Source organism: Pseudomonas sp. UMAB-40, assembly GCF_900095275.1.
GTDB classification, from domain to species: Bacteria; Pseudomonadota; Gammaproteobacteria; order Pseudomonadales; family Pseudomonadaceae; genus Aquipseudomonas; species Aquipseudomonas mandelii_B.
In genome coordinates this window covers 166,075-186,868 of the sequence record NZ_LT607566.1, presented here as the reverse complement: position 1 = coordinate 186,868, position 20,794 = coordinate 166,075, and the positions used below count along the sequence as shown (strand labels likewise).

The following is a 20,794-nucleotide window of genomic DNA, read 5'->3' as shown; positions in this document are numbered from 1 at the left end:
ACCCCTATCTGCGTATGCAGGTAGGGGTTTTGTTTTGTCCGCAGGAAAGTAGCGCTACAAAAAGGATAGCCCGGCGGCTATCCCTGTTAGTAACAGCATGGTTAGTGAAACTTCGGCAGAACGTATTCAGCGATCTCTTCAATCACTTCAGCAACCGGCCGCTCGCTACGGCGCAGATGCAAACCAACATGCTGAACACCCGCATCACGCAGTGCCTGAAGCTCATCAATCAACACCAACCGTCCGCAACTGCCCCCGAAACGCACACGTTGCATCGGCGCATGTGGGTTGGCAGACAGGTTCAGGTGAACGAAGCTGATATAGGGCTTATCGCCTCCAACTTCCCGCCACAGCCCCACTCGACGTCGATGCTCATCCGGCGTACCAGGATAGGCGAGCCAACCATCCATGTGCTCACCAATCCAGGCCGGTGATTGTTGACCAAGACCTGCAACCAGCAGTGGAATAGGCTGATCTCGCTCCGGCAACAGGCGAGCGCCTTCAGGCAAACGACCTTCACCCTGGCTGCGGATCAACTCAACCGTATCGCGAAAGATCTCCCCGCGCTGATCGTAATCCAACCCAAACAACGGATACTCCATCGGCCGGTCACCACTGGCCACCCCAAGGAGCAGACGCCCGTCACTCAGTTCATCGACACTGTTGGCGGCCTTGAGCGTTAGCCAAGGTTGACGCAATGGCAGCACAACCGCCGCCGTACCGAGCATGATGTTCTCAGTAATCCCGGCCAAATACCCAAGGTAAGAAAAGGCCTCAAAGACCTGTGCGGCATCGCCAAAGCTGGGGTCATAAACCGGCACATCACGCACCCAAAGTGCGCGAAAACCGGCGGTATCAGCCAGGCGCGCCATCGCCGCATGCTGCTTCAAATCGGGGACACCAAAAGGCCGATTCTGAGCAATCCGCAGCCGTTGTCCATCACTGGACCAATCGTTATCCAGCGGCAGTTCCAGTCCGATGGAAAATCCATTCGAACCGAGTAATCGTTGAAATCGTGGATGCATGAAAAGACTCCCAGACAACAAAATGGAATGACATGCACCCAGTATCTACAGGCCCACCTACAAGAAAAATGCATGAATCGGAATATCAATCTTGAACAAAACGCACGAGTCAAAGAAAAAACCGACTGTCGTTTTGGCCCTCAAGGACAACCCTTCTAGAAAATCGCGCTAAAGTGACCGCGCCGTTTTTGGTATGGTGCAGCTCGTTTTTTAACGGACTGATGAAAAGCCTACGGATCGGTGCTCCCTTTTTAGTCAAAGAGCTGCTGCAGAAATGCCCCAACCGATACCCATCAAGGACCACGAAAAAGAGACGCGCCTGGTCAACAAGCGGCTGATCGCCTGCGCCTTGTTCGTCGCCGCCATTTCCTGCGCACTTGTGGTGCGCATGTATGTCCTGCAAGTGGTTGAGTACGACTATCACTCGACAATCTCCGAAAACAACCGCGTCCATGTCCTGCCGATCACCCCGACACGCGGACTGATCTACGACCGAAACGGCGTGGTTCTGGCTGACAACCGTCCCAGCTTCAACCTCACCATCACCCGCGAACGCGCCTCCGATGTCAAAGAGGAGCTCGATGAGGTGGTCAACCTCCTGCACTTGCCAGCCGAAGACCGGACACTGTTCGACAAGGCCATGAAACAGGCGCGCCACCCGTTCGTGCCGGTCACCCTGTTCTACGAGCTCAGTGAACAGCAAATCGCGGTTCTCGCGGTCAACGAGTTCCGTCTGCCGGGGATCGATGTCGAGCCGCAGTTCGTCCGCCATTACCCGTTGGGTGCACACTTCGCGCATTCGATCGGCTATGTCGGCCGTATCAATGAAAAAGAATCCAAGGCCCTCGATACGGTGGAGTACCGCGGCACTCAATCCATTGGCAAGACCGGCATTGAAAAATTCTACGAGTCGCAGTTGCACGGCCAGGTGGGCTACGAAGAAGTCGAAACCAATGCCCAAGGCCGCGTACTGCGAGTGCTCAAGCACACCGATCCGATCCCCGGCAAAAACATTGTCCTGAGCCTGGATGTCAAACTCCAGGAAGCGGCCGAGGAAGCCTTGGGCGATCGTCGTGGTTCGGTGGTGGCGCTTGATCCGTCGACCGGTGAAGTGCTGGCCATGGTCAGCAAGCCCAGTTTCGACCCGAACCTGTTCGTCACCGGCATCAGCTTCAAGGAATACGCGGCGCTGCACGACTCCATCGATCGGCCGCTGTTCAACCGCGTTCTGCGCGGCCTCTACGCGCCGGGTTCGACCATCAAACCCGAGGTGGCCATTGCTGGCCTCGATGCCGGCGTCGTCACCCCTCAGACCCGCGTCTTCGACCCTGGTTATTACCAGCTCCCGGACTTTGATCACAAATACCGTAACTGGAACCACAGCGGCGACGGTTGGGTCGACATGGACGCGGCGATCATGCGTTCCAACGACACCTACTTCTATGATCTGGCCCACAAGCTGGGCATCGATCGCCTGCACGACTACATGGCCATGTTCGGGCTCGGCGAGAAAGTCTCGCTGGACATGTTCGAAGAGTCTGCCGGCCTGATGCCATCGCAAACGTGGAAGCGCGCCACGCGCCGTCAGGCCTGGTTTCCGGGCGAAACCGTGATCCTTGGCATCGGCCAGGGTTACATGCAGGTCACGCCGCTGCAGCTGGCTCAGGCCACCGCGCTGATCGCCAACAAAGGTGTGTGGAACCGACCGCACTTGGCCAAGACTGTGGATGGCGTAGCGCCGGTGGACGAGCACCCTATGCCGAACATCCTGCTCAAGGATCCGCGTGACTGGGAGCAGGTCAACCATGGCATGCAGATGGTGATGCACGACGCTCGCGGGATTGCCCGAGCGGCCGCGCAGGGCGCTCAATACCGCATCGCCGGCAAGAGTGGTACCGCGCAAGTCGTCGCGATCAAGCAAGGTGAGCGCTACAACCGGGCGAAAACCCTGGAACGCAACCGCGACAATGCCTTGTTCGTCGGTTTCGCCCCGGCCGAGCACCCGAAGATAGTCATCTCGGTGATGATCGAAAACGGTGAGGCCGGTGGTCGCGTTGCAGGCCCAGTGGTGCGGCAAATCATGGATGCCTGGCTACTTGATCAGGACGGCCACCTTAAGCCGCAATACGCGACGCCGAGCAAGGCACCGGGCGATCCACACGTTTAAGCAATCAAGGATTGATGGTGTCTGGTAAATCGCCTTCGCGAGCAAGCCCGCGAAGAACAATAACTCAGTCCACTTGAAGAAACACAAGCGCCATAAGGCACTTGCCATCGCCCTGACGTTAACGTAAAGATTGCGGCAGGGCGCTGAACTTGAAAAGGCGCAAAGCGGACCGATCCGGAGCGCTTGATGACGCTAATAAAAACAACTTCTCCCAAGCTGCACCGCGAAGCCCGGCTGGCACGGGAAAAACTCCATCTGGAGGGCGAAGTCCCCGATGGCGTGTTGCGGGCCGAAATCGATGCGTCGTGGCGGCGCAGCCTCAGCCATGGCGTGCATTTTAACGCCAAGCACGAACTGGCGCTGGAATCGAGCGCCAGCCTCGACGTGCTGTTGGCAAGCAATCGCCTGCTGATCGACGCCGCATTACCGGCCATAGACTACCTGGCTGAACGCCAAGGCAAGGAAGGCCTGATCATCCTCGCCAACTCCGACGCCACCATCCTGGCCGTCGAAGGTCGTGCCGATCGCCTCAAGGGCAGCGGCCTGCAAGACATCACCCTGGGCGCCTGCTGGAGTGAAGCCGCTCGCGGCACCAACGCATTGGGCACCGCACTGGTGGAGGCCCGGCCAACGATGATCGATTGCGGTGAACATTACCTCGACCGTCTCAGCGATTTCTCCTGCACATCGGTGCCGATCCATTGCCCTCAAGGCGACATCCTCGGCGTCCTTGACCTGACCCGCGAAGGCCCGCTCGGCCGCGTGCATGACAGCACCGCGTTGCTGGCCATGGCTGTCAGCCAGATCGAAAGCCGCGTGTTCAACGCCAGTTACCCGGACGAAATCGTCCTCGCGTTCCACAGCCGTCGGCAATACCTTGAATCCCCTTGGCAGGGCCTGCTCGCGGTGAGTCTCGGCGGACAGATCCTCGCGGTCAGCGCGCAAGCCTGTCAGTTGCTGCGTGCCGAGCGTTCGGCCCTGGTCGGTCGGCGTTGCGAAGAGTTTCTCGGTGTCGATGGCCTGCAATTGCTGTCCCGTCTGCATCAAGGTGGCGTCGGCAGTTTGCAGACCGCCAAAGGCGAATTCTTCTACCAAACCCTGCGGGCGCCGCAACGTTCCATCAACGTCAGCACACCGCCGCGCAGCCCCGCGAAAGCCGCCAAGCCACAACCGGATCTCGAATCCCTGGCCGGCAGTAACGTGCGTTATGCCCGGGCCTTGCGCATGGCCCGCCAAGGGCTGGCCAATGAATTGCCGGTGTTGCTGCTCGGTGAAACCGGCACCGGTAAAGAAGTCATCGCCCGCGCGCTGCACATGGCCGGAACCCGCTGTGACAAACCTTTCGTTGCGGTGAACTGCGCGGCCATCCCTGAAGGCCTGATCGAGTCGGAACTGTTCGGCTACCGCGAAGGCGCCTTCACCGGCTCCCGTCGTGGCGGCATGATCGGACGACTGCAACAGGCCCACGGCGGCACCTTGTTCCTCGACGAAATCGGTGACATGCCGCTGGCCTTGCAGGCCCGTCTCCTGCGGGTATTGCAGGACCGTAAAGTGGCGCCGCTGGGTGCGGGCGAGGAACAAGACATCGACGTCGCTCTGATCTGCGCCACCCACCGCGACCTCAAGCGCCTGGTCGAAGAAAAGCACTTCCGTGAAGACCTGTTCTACCGGGTCAACGGCATCAGCGTGATGCTCCCGGCCCTTCGCGAGCGCGAGGATTTCAGCGGTTTGGTTGCTCGTCTGCTGGCCAAGCTTGATGCCCCGGCGATGGTCCTGCATGACGATCTGGGCCGCTTGCTCGACGGCTACCATTGGCCGGGCAACATCCGCCAACTGGAAATGGTCCTGCGCACCGCGCTGGCCATGCGCGAACCCGGGGACACGGTGCTCACCCTTGACCACCTGCCCGACAGCATGCTCGACGAACTCACCGCCACTGAACGCCCGGCGTCGGGCAGCATTCGCGAAAACGAACTGGAGCTTATCCGCCAGGCCCTGGACAGCCATCAGGGCAACGTCTCGGCCGCCGCCGACGCCTTGGGCATCAGCCGCGCGACCCTGTATCGCAAGCTCAAACAGTTGCGTTCGTGATGCAGCGCTTGATCGTTCGGCTGATCGACAGCCAGAACCCCGAAGCCCTGCAAGCGGCGTTGCGTTGGCTCTACAGTTTTGTGCGCCCGCATCGATTGGCGATTGCCGGGCTGCTCGGTTTGTCGGTCTGCGCCTCGTCGCTGGTGCTGGTGCAGCCGTGGCTGACCAAGCTGCTGATCGACGATGGCTTGCTGGCGAAAAACTTTCCGATGCTGGTGGTGATTGCCGGGTTGATGATTCTCGCCGGGCTGCTCGGCACGGCGCTGTCGGGGATCAATCGCTACCTGCACACGCGACTGTCCGGGCGGATTCTGTTCTCGCTGCGCGACGACCTCTATCGGCATTTGCAGAAGTTATCGCCGAGCTTCTATGGGCAGCGGCGCATCGGTGATCTGATGTCGCGCCTGGATGGCGACGTTGCGGAGATCCAGCGCTTCGCTGTGGATTCGCTGTTCTCGGCGGTATCGAGCGTGGTTGGCCTGGTGGTTGCGGTAGCGATGCTGCTGACCCTGTCATGGAAACTCTCGCTGCTGGCTTTGGTGCTGATTCCCCTCGATGTGCTCTGGCTGCGCTGGATGCGGCGCAAGGTCGAGCGCGATGTGCGGCAGTTGCGCGAGCGTTCGGCGGACATGTCCTCGTTCATGGTCGAAACCTTGCCGGTGATGAAATTCATCCAGTCTGCCGGCCAGCAACAGCGCGAATCGCGGCGGCTGGAGTCGCTCGGTCAAGGCTACATGAGCCAGTTGCTGCGCCTGCAAGTCACCGAGTTTTTCACCCAGGCGGTGCCCGGCACGCTGACGTCATTGTCCCGGGCCTGTGCGTTTTTGATTGGCGGTTATTGGGTGGTGCAGGGGACCTGGCAACTGGGCGCGCTGATCGCGTTTTCCACGTACCTGGGGATGGCGGTCGGGCCGGTTCAGAGCCTGCTCGGACTTTACGTGGCGATTCAACGAATGACCGTCAGCCTCGGCCGGGTCATGGAATTGCGCGGTGAAGAACCGACGGTGCTGACACCGGTTGAACCCAAGCCGATGCCTACTTCTGGCGAGTTGCGTTTCGACGACGTGCACTTCAGCCATCCCGGTCGCCCGACGACCTTGCGCGGCATCGAAGCGCGAATTCCCTATGGCTTGAAAGTCGCCCTGAGCGGCGGCTCCGGCGTCGGTAAATCAACGCTCATCGATCTGCTGCAACGCCACCACGACCCACAATCCGGCCGAGTGTTGTTGGGGGAGGTCGACCTGCGAGAGCTGGACCTGTTCCAGCTGCGTCGGCGGATTGCCGTGGTCAGTCAGGACATCGTGCTGTTTCGCGGCAGCCTGGCCGACAACCTCGCTTATGCGGTGCCGGACGCCAGCCGCGAAGCGATTGCAGAAGTCGCCCGGCTGGCGCAACTCGACAGCCTGATCGAATCGTTGCCCGAAGGTCTCGACAGTCCGTTGGGCGAACGCGGCCAGCAGCTGTCCGGCGGGCAGAAACAACGCATCGCCATCGCCCGGGCGTTGTTGCAGGATCCGCTGATTCTGGTGCTGGACGAAGCGACCTCGGCGGTGGATGAAGCCACCGAGCGCGAAGTCATCGAGGCCATCGACCGACTGTTTGCCGGGCGCACTCGGATCCTGATCAGCCATCGTCCTTCCACGCTGGCCGATGCCGATTTGCGCTTCGAATTGCTCGACGGCGTGCTCACTTCAAAAACGGTGCTGCATGAAGCCTGAGCTAAGGATTGGCGTAGTCGATAGCGGACATTCGGCGGCGCAACGGGTGCAGGTGATTGCCGGACGGCGTTTTTCGCTGCTGGAGGATGGTCTGGCTGAAAGTGACTTGCGCGACGACCCGCTCGGCCACGGCAGCGCGGTGATCGAGGCCGTCGGACGACGGGCGCCGGCGGCGGTGTTTTGCGTGGGGCAGGTGTTTGACCAGCGTGGCGTCACCAGCGCCTTGCAGATCGCCACCGCGATTGACTGGCTGGTGGCGCAGGACGTTCGGCTGATCAATTTGAGCCTTGGATTACGCCAGGATCGCAGCCTGTTGCGAGAAGCCTGCGCAGCGGCGGTGGCGCGGGGCATTTTGTTGTGTGCCTCCAGCCCGGCGCAGGGCGAAGGCGTGTTTCCAGCGAATTATCCCCAAGTGTTACGCGTCACCGGCGATGCGCGTTGCGCCGAGCATGAATGGTCGTGGCTCAATAGTGCCCAGGCCGATTTCGCGGCATGCGTGCATGGGACCTATCCGGGACAGTCCGGTGCGAGCCTTGGGTGCGCGGCGTTGAGCGGGCACATTGCGGGTTTCCTGGTTGCCCATCCCGACGCGAGTAACGAACACGTCATCGAATGGCTGCGCGAGAACGCCCGGTACCGCGGCCCTGAACGGCGCTTCGGCGCATGATTCTGATTCTTGGTGCCGGTCCCGCCGGGGCGGCGGTCGCACTGGGTTTGCGGCGGCTCGGTTATGCGGTGACCCTGGTCAGCGAGTGGCGCCGGTTTGCGGCACTGGAAGGCGTTTCGCTTCGGGTGCTGGAAGCCTTGCGCGGCGCGGGCCTGCATCAGGCGCTGGCGGATGCGGCGTTGCCTTCCCAGCGGCAGGTGTCTTGGAACGGTCAGCAACATGCGCAAAACATCGAATTTCTGTTGGATCGCCCGAGTTTCGACCGAGGCTTGCGCGAAGACCTGCGTCTGGCGGGGGTCGAGCTGATCGAAGGGCGGGTGCTGAGCGTTCAGGCCTCGGCGGTGGGGCATCGGGTCGAGATTGAAGGGCGCGAGGCGCTGCTTGCGGATTTTCTGGTGGAAGCCCGTGGGCGTCAGGCGCCGGCACTGGGCAAAGGCCGGCGCGGGCCGGAGACGGTCAGCCTGCTCAATCGCTGGCAAGGCACGCCGGGCAGCACCGCCAGTGCGGTGGAAAGCCTTGAGGACGGCTGGGCCTGGATGGCGCGGCGGGCCGACGGTCAGTGTTATTGGCAGTGGACGGTGGACGTGGCCAGCGCGCAATTGCCGGGCAAGGCGACGTTGCTGGATTACTGCCGCGCACGGCGTCAGGGCTCGGCGTTGGCGCGCGAGTTTTTCGGTGTCGATGCTGAAATCGATCTTCAGCTGCATGCGCGCAGCAGCACGGCGATTTTGAGTCCGCAGGTGTGTGGTGAGCGCTGGATCCGGGTCGGCGATGCCGCGATGGCGGTGGATCCGCTATCGGGCAATGGCATCTTCCAGTCCTTGTCTTCAGCGTTACAGGCGCCCACGGTGATCAACACCTTGCTGCGCAAACCGGAGCGCGCGGCACTGGCCCAGCGCTTTCATCATCAGCGAGTGGAGCAGTTGTTTTTGCGCTTTGCGCGGATCGGCCGGGATTTTTATGCCGATGAACAGCGGTGGCTGGAACAGCCGTTCTGGCAGGCACGACGGTGCTGGCCAGATGCAGAAGTGGCCCATGCCGAGGCAGATTTTTCCTCATTGAGAATCGAGCGAGCGCCGGTGCTGCGCGAGGGTTTTGTCGATGAGGCCGAAGTGGTGATCACGGCAGATCAGCCGTTGGGGATCTGGCATGTGCAAGGGGTTGAACTGGCGCCGTTGGTGCGGCGGTTGCGGACCGAACCGGCCAAGCAGGCGTTGGCCGGGTTGACGGTGGAGCAGGGGCGGGTGGTTCGGGGTTGGTTGCTCGCACAGGGTTTCAAACCCTGAGATTTTGGTTGTCTGGGCTGGCCCTATCGCGAGCAAGCTCGCTCCCACAGTGATTTTTGTGATGCCAGAGATCGCAGTTTCAACACACAACCCTGTGGAAGCGAGCTTGCTCGCGATGGCGCCCGTGTGGGCGCCGCCGATCAGAGCTTGATCAACACCGACTTCAACTCGGTGTAATGCTCAATCGCCGCATAGCCCATCTCCCGCCCAACCCCGGACATTTTGTACCCGCCAAACGGCAGCGCCGGGTCTAGCGCACTGTGGCAATTGACCCACACCGACCCCGACTTGATCCGCGGGATCATCCGGTGCACCGCCGCCAGGTCGTTCGACCAGATACTCGCGCCCAGCCCATAAGGACTGTCATTGGCCATGCGCAACGCATCCGCTTCATCATCGAACGGAATCGCCACCAGTACCGGGCCGAAGATCTCTTCCTGCACCAGCGAGTGCTTCTGATCGACATCGACAATCACCGTCGGCTTGACGAAGAACCCCGGCCCGAATTGCTCACCACCGCAGGCGATGGTCGCGCCACTTTCCCGGCCCTTCTCGATGTAGCCGTACACCCGTTCCTGCTGCCGTGCCGAGATCAGCGGCCCCATCTCGACACTCGGGTCCAGCCCGTTGCCGAGCTTCATGGCGTTGGCGATGTCGGCGATGTCCGCCACCACATTGTCGAAATGCTTGCGCTGCACATACAGCCGCGACCCTGCGCAGCACACCTGGCCCTGATTGAAGAAAATCGCGCTGGCGGCCCCGGCTGCGGCGGTTTTCAGGTCGGCATCGGCCAAGACGATGGTCGGTGATTTGCCGCCCAGTTCAAGCGTGACACGCGTCATGGACTCCATGGCGATCTTGCCGATCTGCTTGCCCACGGCGGTGGAGCCGGTGAAGGTCAGCTTGTCCACCAAGGGGTTGTGGGTCAGCGCCGAGCCGGCGGTGATGCCGGTGCCGGTGACCACGTTGAACACGCCCTCGGGGTACCCGGCTTCCAACACCAGTTCGGCCAGTTTCAGCGCGGTCAGCGGGGTTTCGTCGGCGGGTTTGAGCACCACGGTGCAACCGGTGGCCAGGGACGGTCCGAGTTTCCAGCAGGCCAGCAGCAGCGGGAAGTTCCAGGCGACGATGGCGCCGACCACGCCCACCGCTTCGCGGCGGATGAAGCTGTGGAACTGATCATTGGGCATCAGCGGCAACGACACTTCAACGCTGGAGCCTTCGATCTTGGTCGCCCAACCGGCCATGTAGCGCAGAAAATCGATGGATAGCTGCACGTCCATCACTTGGGCCACCGCCGCGCTTTTGCCGTTGTTCAGGCATTCCAGTTGCGCCAGCAGTTCGGCGTCGCGTTCCATCAGGTCGGCGAGTTTCCACAACAGGTTCTGCCGCTCCCGTGGGCGGGTGCGGGTCCAGGCCGAGTCATCGAAGGCCTGACGAGCGGCCAGCACGGCGCGGTCGACGTCCTCGGGCGTGGCCCGTGGCACCACGCACAGCACTTCGCCGGTGGCCGGGTTGTGCAGGGGCATGGTCTGGCCGTCGGCGGACTCGACCCAGTCGCCGCCGATCAGCATGCGCGGGGCGCGCTGGATGAAGTCCGAGGTGGCGGGAAGCAGATAAGGGAGGGGCATGGCGAGACCTCTTGTTGTTCGTGAGAACAGGCCTTTCGCAATGGCTGTGCCAAGTCCCTGCAAAGGCAGGATCGCCCTTGGCTGGCGGGGTTTTGCATTACTGGCGGGAGTCGCGGTTGTTGTGAGGCTGTTGCAAATTGCGACAAACATGAGACGACGAGCGACCCTGTTGCGGCCTTGAGGCTCTCATTAATCAGGACTAGAATTTTTGGGCTCGGTGGGTGACGTAACGGACCGTTCATCCCGTAATACATCTGGCGTGAGGGAGGTAACGATGTTCCTTTCAACCCTGGAAATTCAAAGCATCATTGAGCACAGCATGCTGCCCGCCGTGTGCACGTGCAGCATGGAGGCGGATCAGTCGCTGACGATCCGGGTCTGTGATTGCATGACGGGCAAAGTAGATTTGGTGGCGACCCATGTACCGCTATGGGCACTGGACAGTCCCCACGCAATCGCCTCGCTGGTGGCGGATATGCGTCAGGAAATCGAAGCTCACAAAGGTACCCAGACGACGTTCTTCAGCTGAAAGGGCGACACGCCGCACCACTCGGGTGGTGCGGCTCGCGCTGACTATTCAGGAGGGTATTTTCCGCGAAATCTCTTCAAACGTGTCGCCATCTACGGCGGCCAACAACTTTTTGTCATCTTTGAGCGTCGCCAGGAAGGTCACTTCGGTTTCTTTTCCGGCCAGCATGAACCCGGCAATCGCGCCGATAGGGCCGAGGAACATCGCGCCCGCCACGCCGAAGCCGATGGCGTCCTTGATGTTGTTGATCGACTCCTGGTTAGCAACTTCCACGCGCTTGAACGCTGAGAGCGGGAGGGTGATGCCGGGCCACGGGTGAAGCGACGTTCTAAGGGTAAAAACGCCGTCTCTGTACTCTCCATCACCCTGCAGAAAGTCCCCCGCCAGGACAGTGATGCTTGCCATTTTGTCTTCCTCGGACTGGCAATCGGTGAACCACCATTTCGCGCCCGCCTGCAACGTCCGTCAATCGTCGGGCGATGAACTGTTCCGGCCGGGGCATCTATGCTTGTCTCAGGTTGCAACACCTGTCGCGATATTAGACGCAGGCGAACCCGCCCAGGCGCGATTCGCGGGCCTTGTCTTCGTGTAACTGCTTGATAAAAAAGGCTATCGGCAAGCTGGCACGCTCCGTGTATTGCTCATCGCAGACGTTTCTCTTGCCTCCGTCTGCGGTGCGCCGCCGACGGCAGAAACCATAAAAACGATAAGCCACAAAAATAAGAAAGCACCGTGCGAGGTTCGACGTTGATGAAGAGAAGACTCCGATCAGGCCTGAGCGCCAGTCTGCTGGCCGTGGCCGCTTGTGTGGCGCTGCATTCGCCCGACAGCCTGGCAGCCCGCGACGCCCAGACCATCCTCAAGGAAACCTGTCAGGGCTGTCACACCCCCGAAGCCGACAATGCCCTGAGCCGCATCAGCCACCAGCGCAAAACCCCGGAAGGCTGGCTGATGAGCATCGCCCGGATGCAGACCATGCATGGTTTGCAGATCAGCGATGACGACCGCCGCACCTTGGTCAAATACCTGGCCGACACCCAAGGCCTGGCCCCAAGCGAAACCGACGGCGTGCGTTATGCGCTGGAACGTCGACTCAATACCGTCGAGAAATTCGACGATCAGACCAGCCAGATGTGCGGCCGCTGCCACTCCGGTGCGCGAGTCGCCCTGCAACGGCGTCCGGCTCAGGAATGGGAACGCCTGGTCAACTTCCACCTCGGCCAATGGCCGTCTCTGGAATACCAGGCGCTGTCTCGTGACCGCGACTGGTTCGACCTGGCTCGAAAAGACATGGTGCCGCTGTTGACCAAGCGTTATCCGCTGGACAACCCGGCCTGGAAAAAATGGCTGAGTGCGGCTCCCAAAGCCGAAGCGCTGGTGGGTGACTGGAGCTTCAGCGGCCACTTGCCGGGCAAAGGTGAACTGGCCGGCGTGATGAGCGTTACGGCCGATGGCAGCGACTTGTTCAAGGTCAGCGTCAAAGGCCAATACGCCGATGGCAGCCCGTTCAACGGCGAAGGCAGCGCGATTCTCTACACCGGTTACGAATGGCGCGGCAACGTGAGCATCGACGGCGTGACCATGCGTCAGGTGTTCGCTGCCCAGGGCAATGTGATGCAGGGCCGGATGTTCGAGTCCGAGCACGATGAGCGCGGTCTGGACTTCGTTGCCGCCAAACAGGGCAGCAGTCGTTTGCTGGCGGTGCAGCCGGGGTATCTGAAGGCCGGTACCGAAACTGAAGTGACCCTGATCGGCAGCGGTCTGACCGGTAAACCGAGCTTTGGCAAAGGCGTGGACGTGGTTGAAGTCGTCGAGCAAAGCCCTGATCGCATCAAGGTCAAACTCAAGGCCGCCGCCAACGCCCAGCCGGGTCTGCGCAACGTCACCGTCGGTACGCTGAAAGGCCCGACCCTGTCGGTCTACAGCAAGATCAACGAAGTTAAAGTCGTGCCCGAGTTCTCGGTGGCGCGGATCGGCGAGGGCGGTGGTTCGACGCCGAAAGTCCAGGGCCGTTTCGATGCCGAAGCCTGGGGCAAGGGCGCTGATGGCAAGCCGTATCGCATCGGTGTGTTCCCGGCGCAGTGGTCGGTCGAAGCCTTCGACGATCGCGCCAAGGAAGACGAAGACGTCAAGTTTGCCGGCACCATGCAGGCCGACAGTGGCGTGTTCACACCCGGCGATGCCGGGCCGAACCCGCAACGCAAGATGTCCACGAACAATGCCGGCAACCTCAAGGTGATCGCCGCCGTCGACGACGCAGGGAAATCCCTGACCGGCGAGGGCCACATGATCGTCACCGTGCAACGCTGGAACAATCCACCCATTCCATGAGTTAGCTGATCTTTAACGGTTTCGGACATCTTTTTGGAATGACCGCAGGTCCCGTCAAACGGGGTTTGCACAGGAGGTTGCAATGGGCGCTATTTTAAATCTGGTCGAACGGAACCTGCACGAAGTGCACGTCGATGCCGACCGCATGCTGTTCCACATCCCCAGCAGTTCGCTGTTCGCCAGCGATGAGCTGACGGGCACCATCATCGATACCTTGCGCGGTCCCGGCTGTTCGTCGGAGGACCTGATTGAACGTCTGGCATCGCGTTTCAACGGCGAGGAAATCACTGAGACCCTGCGCGAGTTGATGTCCCTGGAACTGGTCAGCGACGGCTCGCCGCTGACCCCGGACATCGGCACCAAACGGGTCGAGCGCACGGCGATCAATACCGTGGTGCTCAACGTCAATACCGGCTGCAATCTGAGCTGCACCTACTGCTACAAGGAAGACCTCGACAAGCCGTCGGCCGGCAAGAAAATGGACGTCGAAACGGCCGTCGCGTCGGTGGAAATGCTGCTGCGCGAATCACCGGATGAAGAGCGTTTCACCGTGGTGTTTTTCGGTGGCGAGCCGCTGAGCAATCGCAAGCTGATCGAGTACATGGTCGATTATTGCGAGAAGCGCTTCCGCGAGGCGGGCAAGTTCGTCGAGTTCGTCATGACCACCAACGCGACGCTGCTCACCGAAGAGACCGTGGACTACCTCAATGCTCACCGCTTCGGGCTTTCGGTGAGTATCGACGGGCCAAAAACCGTGCACGACCGCAACCGCATCACCGTGGGCGGGCAGGGCACGTATGACGTGGTGCGGCGCAAGGCCGAGATGCTGCTGTCGCGCTACAACAGCCGTCCGGTCGGTGCCCGCGTGACCCTGACCACCGGCGTCACCGATGTGGAAACCATCTGGGATCACCTGTTCAACGAACTGGGTTTCGCCGAAGTCGGCTTTGCCCCGGTGACCTCCGGCGACATCAGCACCTTCAACTTGTCCAGCGACGAACTGATCGAAGTCTTTGCCAGCATGAAGAGGCTGGGTCGTCGTTATCTGGAAGCCGCGCTGGAGCACCGCAACATCGGTTTTTCCAATCTGCACCAGTTGATCACTGACATCCATGAAGGCCACAAAAAAGCCCTGCCTTGCGGCGCGGGCCTGAAGATGCTGGCGGTGGATCACAAGGGTGAACTGAACCTTTGCCACCGGTTTACCGGTTCATCACTGCCGACCTTCGGCAACGTTCACAGCGGTGTGAAACAGGTGGAGTTGAATGACTTCCTGTCCCAGCGCCTGGACCGCACCAACACCGGTTGCGAAGACTGCCAGATCCGCAATCTCTGCTCCGGCGGCTGCTACCACGAGAGCTACGCCCGTTACGGCGACCCGACCCACCCGACCTATCACTACTGCGAACTGATGCGTGACTGGGTCGACTTCGGCATCGAGGTCTACACCCGGATCATGGCCCACAACCCTGCGTTTATCAGCAGCTACATCACTCCGCGCAAGGCCCACTGATATGAAACATCTCAAGGCAATCAATAACAAAGCGTTGAAACTCGATGAGGCCGCGGCCGAAAACCGTATCGAAGAAGTGGTGGCGATGAGCTCCGTTGCAGGCTGCGCCTCGACCACTGACCCGGGTTGGGAAATCGATGCGTTTGGCGGGGTGTCGTCGTTGTGCCAGCCGATGGAAGCCGACCTGTATGGCTGCTCCGACCCTTGCTGGTGGCCGGCCCAGGTGCCCGACATGATGAGCACCTATCCGGACTGGAACAAGGATGCCCAGGCGTCCAATGACAACTGGCGCAACCTCGGCACTGTCTTCCCAAAAGACAAGTGATCGGACATGAAGAAGGATTCCAGCATGCATCGCATCAAAGCCTGCGGCCTGGCCGCGTTCGCCGTCCTGAGCGTCTGTTCAATCAACGTTCTGGCCGATGAAAACACTGCATTACAAGCCGGTCACGAGTACATGGTGACCACCAATTACCCGAACAACCTGCACGTGCTCGACCTGGCGACGGACACCTTGTTCAAGACCTGCAAGATGCCGGACGCCTTCGGTCCGGGCACCGTGCAATTGTCGCCGGACCGCAAGACCGCCTACGTGTTGAACAATCACTACGCGGATGTCTACGGCGTTGAACTCGACAGCTGTAAGCAGGTGTTCCACGCCAGCATCACCCAGAAACCGGGGGAGAAAGCCAAGTCGATGTTCGCCTTCACCCTCAGCCACGACGGCAAGGAGCTGTTTGCCATCGCCAATCCGACGTTGATGCTCAACGACCGCTATGAAGTGCAACAACCGCGGCTCGATGTGTACGCCACCGACGCAGGTATGGACGCCAAACCCCTGCGCAGCTTCCCGGCGCCACGGCAGTTGACCATCATGCAGAGCGGTGACGACGGTACGCTGTATGTGGCGGGGGCGGACGTCTACAAGGTCGATGTGAAGACCGGCAAGTTCGACGTACTGATCCCCAGTCGTCACTGGAAGCGCCCGAACTACAGCGCGCCAGACGTTCTTTACGTGTGGAACCAGCAGACCTATCGCCATGATTTCTCGCTGCTCTACACCGCGGCGAAATTCAAGGACAAGAAGCAGGATCCTGCCACCGCTGAGTACCTCTACGGGCTGTTCAGCATCGACCTGAAAACCGGCAAGACCGAAACCACCGACTTCGGCCCGCTGACGGAAATCTACTTCAGTGGCATGCGCTCGCCCAAGGATCCGAACCTGATGTTTGGCGTGCTCAACCGCTTGGCCAAGTACGACATCAAGGAGAAGAAAATGCTCCAGGCGGCGACGCTGGATCATTCTTACTACTGCATTTCCTTCAACAAGGACGGTAGCAAGATCTACTTGGCGGGGACGTTTAATGACGTGGCGATTTTTGATCCGGAGAGCATGAAACAGATTGGCAGCATCAAGTTGCCGGGTGGGGATATGGCGATCACGACGGCGCAGATATTTGTCCGGTAACTTGTGGCGTCTGAACTGACGCCTTCGCGGGCAAGCCTCGCTCCTACAGGTTCGAAGTGATCGCACTATTTGGTACGACGCGACCCTGTAGGAGCGAGGCTTGCCCGCGAAGAGGCCCTCAGCATCACCGAAGTACTACGCCCCAGGCACCGGGCAACCCATATCCCCTTCCTGACACTTCAAATAATTCTTGAAAGTCTCCACCCGCGCCTTGGTCAATTCAGTCACGCAGTTGCTGTAGATCAGCGGATACACACTCCCGCCTTCCACCCCGGCACTCGCGAACTTGCACTCGGCATCCCGAAACGCAATCCACGAACGCTGTGCCCCGAGCAGCAGCTTTTTGCTGTCCGGGTTGCTCTTCAAACGCTGGGTGATCTGCTGGTAAAGCGCATTCAACTCCTTGTCCGCCGCCTTGTTCTGCTGTGCCGCGCACTGATTCATCGTGGCCTGGTCAGTGGCGTTGTCGCAGTCCGCCGCGTGGGCAACGGTGGTGAGCAGCAAAGGCGTCAGGGCCAGGAGGAAGCGTGGTTTCATGAGGGAGGCTCGTCGAGACATGGAAAATTGAGATGCAGTGTAGCGAAGCGGTGTCAGCTTTCGACAGGTGCGCGTGAGGCCGCGAGCAGATTATCTGCGTGCGCCTCGATCTCTTCACGCATGTGTAGCTTTGCCAGCCAGCCTTCGGGAATGCCCCGCACACCATAATGAGCGCCGGCCAACTGGCCTGCGATCGCGGCGGTGGTATCGGCATCGTCGCCCAGGTTTGCGGCTTCCAGGATGCAGGCTTCAAAACTGTCGGAATGGTGGAAGCACCATAAAGCCGCTTCCAGTGATGCAACGCAGTAACCACTGCCACGGATATCTTTTTTGCATCTGCCGAGATAGTCGCCTCGAGCGATGGCTTCGACCTTGGGTTCCAGAAATGTCGTCTCTGGAACGTTGCGCAGGCTGGATCTGGACGCACCCTGCAACGCCTTGCTGATCAACTCGGCAAACAATTGGCAGCATTCAACGGCTTCCGGCGCGGCATGGGTAGTCAGTGAACTGTTCGCAGAAAACGTCCTGACTCGGTCGTGATCCGGGAAGTAATACAGAACCACCGGTAACAGCCTCATCAGCGACCCGTTGCCGGCGGTGTAAGGATCGCTGGAGCCGGCGAAGGGATTGCCGGTTTGCTGAAAACGCGTCAGGGCGTCACGCACGGTCATACCAATATCGAAGCATTCGCCGGTTGAGCTCATGTAGCCCGATTGCCACCAATTGAGGTAGCGGCCCATCTGGTCAGCCGCATCGAACCCTTTTTTTGCCAACAAGCTTTCGGCCAGGCAAAGAGTCATCGAGGTGTCATCGGTCCAGTGCCCTGGCTTCAGGTTAAAGGGACCGCCGCCGACCATATCGGTTAAAGGTATGAACGAGCCACGAGGTCGGAATTCGACGCTGGTGCCAACTGCATCGCCGCAAGCCAGACCCAGCAGGGCTCCGCGATAACGTTCCGTGAGTGAGGACTGCATGAATCTTCCTTGTCTGGTCAATGTCGTCGCTGCAAACGGTAGCAGTTCCAGAACGTTGGCTCTCGTTCTCAAACCAGAACTTGTGGTCAGAAATGCCGCCGAATATTTCAGACATGCTTGATAACAACTACCCATTGATACAACTTTAAGGTTGGTCTTGTGGTCTTACAGGCCTACTGTTCAGTACAGGAGGTGACTTATGAACCCAGCATCAGATCGCATCGAAAGGAAAATCCTGCTCAAAGTACCGCGCTCGCACGTGTGGCGCGTGCTGGCCAATGCCGAAGCCTTCGGGCAGTGGTTTGGCGTGGCGCTGGAGGGCAAGCGCTTTGTCGCCGGTGAATGGACGCAAGGGCAGATTACTTACCCGGGTTATGAGCACTTGCTGTGGAATGTGCTGGTGGAGCGGGTCGAGCCGGAGCGGGTGTTTTCGTTTCGCTGGCATCCGTATGCCGTGGAGCCTGAAGTCGATTACTCCCAGGAGCCCACCACGCTGGTCAAGTTCGAGCTCGAAGACATGGATGAAGGCACGTTGCTGAAGGTCACCGAGTCCGGTTTTGATCACATCCCGCAGACGCGCAGGCTCAAGGCTTTCCGCATGGACAGCCGTGGCTGGGATGAGCAGATGAGCAATATCGAAGAATTTCTGAAGACCGGCGCCAAGGCTCGGGAGCGTCAGGAAGAGTAAAGCTGCATGTTTGAAACCTGGTTGAAACACTGGGCCCTGGTGCCAGACGGTGAACCGATCTTCACGCCCGGCAGTCGTTTGCTGCCGGTACGGATGGGTGATTTGCCGGCCATGTTGAAGGTCGCTGTCGATGCCGAGGAAAAGTTCGGTAATCTGCTGATGACCTGGTGGGACGGCGAGGGTGCTGCGCGGGTTTACGCTCATCATGGCGATGCGTTGCTGCTGGAACGTGCCGAGGGCGAGCGATCACTGATGCACATGGCGCTCAACGGCCAGGATGACGAGGCCAGCCGGATCCTGTGTGCGGCGCTGGCTCGTTTACACGCAGCGCGTCCATCATCGCCGCCGCCGCTGATTCCCTTATCGTCATGGTTCTCTTCCTTGCGCATGGCCGCCGAACAGCAGGGCGGCACTTACGTGCTCAGTCTGAAAACTGCCGAAGCGTTGCTCGCCGAGCCGCAGGATGTGGTGGTTTTGCACGGCGATATGCATCACGACAATGTTCTGGATTTCGGCCCGCGAGGCTGGCTCGCTATCGATCCCAAGCGGGTGATCGGCGAACGCGGGTTCGATTACGCCAACCTGATCTGCAATCCCGAATTGCCGACGGCGACTGATCCGCAGCGCTTCAAAAAACAGATCGAGGTCGTGGCCCAGGCAGCGGGGCTGGAGCGTCAACGGCTGCTGCAATGGGTGTTGGCGTTTGCCGGGTTGTCGGCAGCATGGTTTCTCGAGGATAACGCTGACCTTGCGGCACGCGGTCAGCTGCAGGCCGCTGAACTTGCGGCTTTCATGCTGATTGGCTGAGGCGTCTAAGGGTTTTCGGAAGGGCGGGTATAGCGAATGTCTTACACGCGATGGTAGCTATGTCGTCTGTTGCACATTGGATCCGAAGCGTAATCTAGCCTTATCAACTGAAGCACAGGAAGTGCTCCAGGATCACGGATGATCGACCATTAGCAAGGATTCGCTTCCGACAGGGAGTCGAAATGGTCTTGGGAAAACCCGCTTCGGCGGGTTTTTTTTCGCCTGCTGAAAAGTGGGTCACAGTCCTTGTGGGAGTGAGCATTTTTGATCTTATGGTCAAAGGCTTACACCGGCTAGCGGGTATGTCGTCTTTTGTTGCTTCACCGATACGCCTATTCTGGATCCATCAACTGAAGCACAGGGAGTGCTCAGGATCAGGGATGATCGACCATTGGCCAGGATGGCTGCCGACAGGATGTCGAAAATGGTCTTGAGAAACCCGCCGAAGCGGGTTTTTTTTCGCCTGTCGAAAAGTACCGCTACAGCCTGGCCGCCGCCCGCTCAGTGATCTGCGCCCTTTGCTGCAGGGATGGCGCCGCACGCCGATGCGCTTCTGCCAATACGCTCGGCGGCGCTGTTTCGGGGCTGCCTGCCTGGAAAGGGGGGGCCGGGGCGTATTCCAGCTGCAATTGCACCAGCTCGGCCGTGTCCTTATCGAACAACTCGGCCGCCAGAGTCAGGGCAAAATCGATCCCTGCGGTAATCCCGCCGCCGGTCAACAGATTGCCGTCGCGCACGACGCGATCCTTCACCGGTATCGCCCCCAAAGGCGCCAACAATTCGTGATAAGCCCAGTGCGTGGTCGCGCGTTTGCCCTTCAGCAGACCAGCCGCGCCGAGCACCAGCGCGCCGGTGCACACCGACGTGACATAACGCGCATTCGCCGCTTGGGCCTTGATAAACGCCAATGTCTGCTCATCTTCCATCAACGGTCCGACACCGCTGCCCCCGGGAATGCAGATCACATCGAGTGGTGGGCAATCATCGAAGGTCGTGGTCGGCTTCAGCACCAGCCCGGTGCTCGAAGTAACCGGCACCAGGTCTTTCCAGATCAGATGCACCTTCACGTCCGGCAGCGAGGCCAGCACGTCGTAAGGGCCGGTGAGGTCCAGTTGTTGAACCTGTGGAAACAACAGAAAACCGATCTGCAACGTCATGGTGTTTTTCTCATGAAGTGGGTGGACGGCTTCACTCTAGGCTCGTAGGATCTGGCGTATACGCCAATCACCCCACGAATTACGCCAATCATGCCGAAGACCATTCATGTGCTCGCGTTCGCCAACGTGCAACTGCTCGACGTCACCGGGCCGTTGCAGGTGTTCGCCTCGGCCAACGACATCGCCCGTCAACAAGGCTTGCCGG

The 20,794-nt window shown here is 60.1% G+C and carries 18 protein-coding genes and 1 pseudogene; 13 read left to right on the top strand and 6 right to left on the bottom strand.

Annotation, left to right across the window (positions count from 1 at the left end; genetic code table 11):
* Positions 1–101: 101 nt before the first annotated feature.
* Entirely contained in the window at positions 102–1,025 is a 924-nt protein-coding gene (locus K0F88_RS22135) for a TIGR03571 family LLM class oxidoreductase (protein WP_219096532.1), read from the bottom strand.
* 274 nt (positions 1,026–1,299) lie between these two features.
* Here K0F88_RS22135 and mrdA point away from each other — a divergent pair, with 274 nt between their 5' ends.
* The 5 genes from mrdA to K0F88_RS22110 all read left to right on the top strand — a co-directional run bounded on the left by mrdA (position 1,300) and on the right by K0F88_RS22110 (position 8,954).
* Complete coding sequence (mrdA, locus tag K0F88_RS22130) at positions 1,300–3,192, top strand: penicillin-binding protein 2 (protein WP_219096528.1); 1,893 nt, start codon at positions 1,300–1,302, stop codon at positions 3,190–3,192.
* Between the two features lie 186 nt (positions 3,193–3,378).
* Entirely contained in the window at positions 3,379–5,283 is a 1,905-nt protein-coding gene (locus K0F88_RS22125) for a sigma-54-dependent Fis family transcriptional regulator (RefSeq protein WP_094468277.1), read from the top strand.
* On the top strand, positions 5,283–7,001 hold the full coding sequence (locus tag K0F88_RS22120; RefSeq protein ID WP_094468276.1) for an ABC transporter ATP-binding protein: 1,719 nt from the start codon (positions 5,283–5,285) through the stop codon (positions 6,999–7,001). Before K0F88_RS22125 ends, K0F88_RS22120 begins: the two co-directional genes overlap by 1 nt.
* Entirely contained in the window at positions 6,991–7,668 is a 678-nt protein-coding gene (locus K0F88_RS22115) for a S8 family serine peptidase (RefSeq protein ID WP_094468275.1), read from the top strand. The genes K0F88_RS22120 and K0F88_RS22115 overlap by 11 nt, the downstream gene beginning before the upstream one ends.
* Positions 7,665–8,954, top strand: coding sequence for an FAD-dependent monooxygenase (locus tag K0F88_RS22110; protein WP_094468274.1), 1,290 nt, complete (start codon positions 7,665–7,667; stop codon positions 8,952–8,954). The genes K0F88_RS22115 and K0F88_RS22110 overlap by 4 nt, the downstream gene beginning before the upstream one ends.
* Positions 8,955–9,094: 140 nt before the next feature.
* Here K0F88_RS22110 and K0F88_RS22105 read toward each other — a convergent pair whose 3' ends face one another.
* Positions 9,095–10,585 carry an aldehyde dehydrogenase gene (locus K0F88_RS22105; RefSeq protein WP_094468273.1) on the bottom strand — a complete coding sequence of 497 codons (1,491 nt, stop codon included), beginning with the start codon at positions 10,583–10,585 and terminating at the stop codon, positions 9,095–9,097.
* 274 nt (positions 10,586–10,859) lie between these two features.
* Here K0F88_RS22105 and K0F88_RS22100 point away from each other — a divergent pair, with 274 nt between their 5' ends.
* Positions 10,860–11,114 (top strand): DUF1652 domain-containing protein, encoded by a 255-nt coding sequence (locus K0F88_RS22100; RefSeq protein ID WP_094468272.1) that lies wholly within the window; start codon positions 10,860–10,862, stop codon positions 11,112–11,114.
* A 48-nt stretch (positions 11,115–11,162) separates the two neighbouring features.
* On the opposite strand, the gene K0F88_RS22095 is transcribed toward K0F88_RS22100, so the two are convergent.
* Complete coding sequence (locus K0F88_RS22095; RefSeq protein ID WP_094468271.1) at positions 11,163–11,519, bottom strand: hypothetical protein; 357 nt, start codon at positions 11,517–11,519, stop codon at positions 11,163–11,165.
* 345 nt (positions 11,520–11,864) lie between these two features.
* Between K0F88_RS22095 and peaA the strand changes: the two genes are divergently transcribed.
* From peaA to peaD, 4 genes are all read left to right on the top strand, one after another.
* On the top strand, positions 11,865–13,445 hold the full coding sequence (gene peaA, locus K0F88_RS22090) for a quinohemoprotein amine dehydrogenase subunit alpha (RefSeq protein ID WP_219096527.1): 1,581 nt from the start codon (positions 11,865–11,867) through the stop codon (positions 13,443–13,445).
* A gap of 82 nt (positions 13,446–13,527) precedes the next feature.
* Positions 13,528–14,958 carry a quinohemoprotein amine dehydrogenase maturation protein gene (gene peaB / locus K0F88_RS22085; protein WP_094468269.1) on the top strand — a complete coding sequence of 477 codons (1,431 nt, stop codon included), beginning with the start codon at positions 13,528–13,530 and terminating at the stop codon, positions 14,956–14,958.
* Between the two features lies 1 nt (position 14,959).
* Complete coding sequence (gene qhpC / locus K0F88_RS22080) at positions 14,960–15,283, top strand: quinohemoprotein amine dehydrogenase subunit gamma (protein WP_008027961.1); 324 nt, start codon at positions 14,960–14,962, stop codon at positions 15,281–15,283.
* Between the two features lie 24 nt (positions 15,284–15,307).
* Positions 15,308–16,426: a quinohemoprotein amine dehydrogenase subunit beta gene (peaD, locus tag K0F88_RS22075; RefSeq protein ID WP_094468268.1), complete on the top strand. Its 1,119-nt coding sequence runs from the start codon at positions 15,308–15,310 to the stop codon at positions 16,424–16,426.
* 135 nt (positions 16,427–16,561) lie between these two features.
* Here the strand turns inward: peaD and K0F88_RS22070 are convergent, their stop codons facing one another.
* Together K0F88_RS22070 and K0F88_RS22065 are read right to left on the bottom strand one after the other, a co-directional pair.
* A complete protein-coding gene (locus tag K0F88_RS22070; RefSeq protein ID WP_094468267.1) occupies positions 16,562–16,963 on the bottom strand; it encodes a lysozyme inhibitor LprI family protein in 402 nt (133 codons plus the stop codon).
* Between the two features lie 53 nt (positions 16,964–17,016).
* Positions 17,017–17,937 carry an ADP-ribosylglycohydrolase family protein gene (locus tag K0F88_RS22065; RefSeq protein WP_219096526.1) on the bottom strand — a complete coding sequence of 307 codons (921 nt, stop codon included), beginning with the start codon at positions 17,935–17,937 and terminating at the stop codon, positions 17,017–17,019.
* Between the two features lie 199 nt (positions 17,938–18,136).
* Between K0F88_RS22065 and K0F88_RS22060 the strand changes: the two genes are divergently transcribed.
* The gene (locus K0F88_RS22060) at positions 18,137–18,625 is read left to right on the top strand and encodes an SRPBCC family protein (RefSeq protein ID WP_094468266.1); all 489 of its coding nucleotides are present in this window, start codon (positions 18,137–18,139) and stop codon (positions 18,623–18,625) included.
* A 6-nt stretch (positions 18,626–18,631) separates the two neighbouring features.
* Complete coding sequence (locus K0F88_RS22055; protein ID WP_094468265.1) at positions 18,632–19,432, top strand: aminoglycoside phosphotransferase family protein; 801 nt, start codon at positions 18,632–18,634, stop codon at positions 19,430–19,432.
* Positions 19,433–19,911: 479 nt separating this feature from the next.
* On the opposite strand, the gene inhA is transcribed toward K0F88_RS22055, so the two are convergent.
* Positions 19,912–20,589 carry an isonitrile hydratase gene (inhA, locus tag K0F88_RS22050; protein WP_094468264.1) on the bottom strand — a complete coding sequence of 226 codons (678 nt, stop codon included), beginning with the start codon at positions 20,587–20,589 and terminating at the stop codon, positions 19,912–19,914.
* Positions 20,590–20,679: 90 nt separating this feature from the next.
* Here inhA and K0F88_RS32530 point away from each other — a divergent pair.
* Positions 20,680–20,794 (top strand): annotated as a pseudogene (locus K0F88_RS32530) (AraC family transcriptional regulator); the annotation flags it as partial.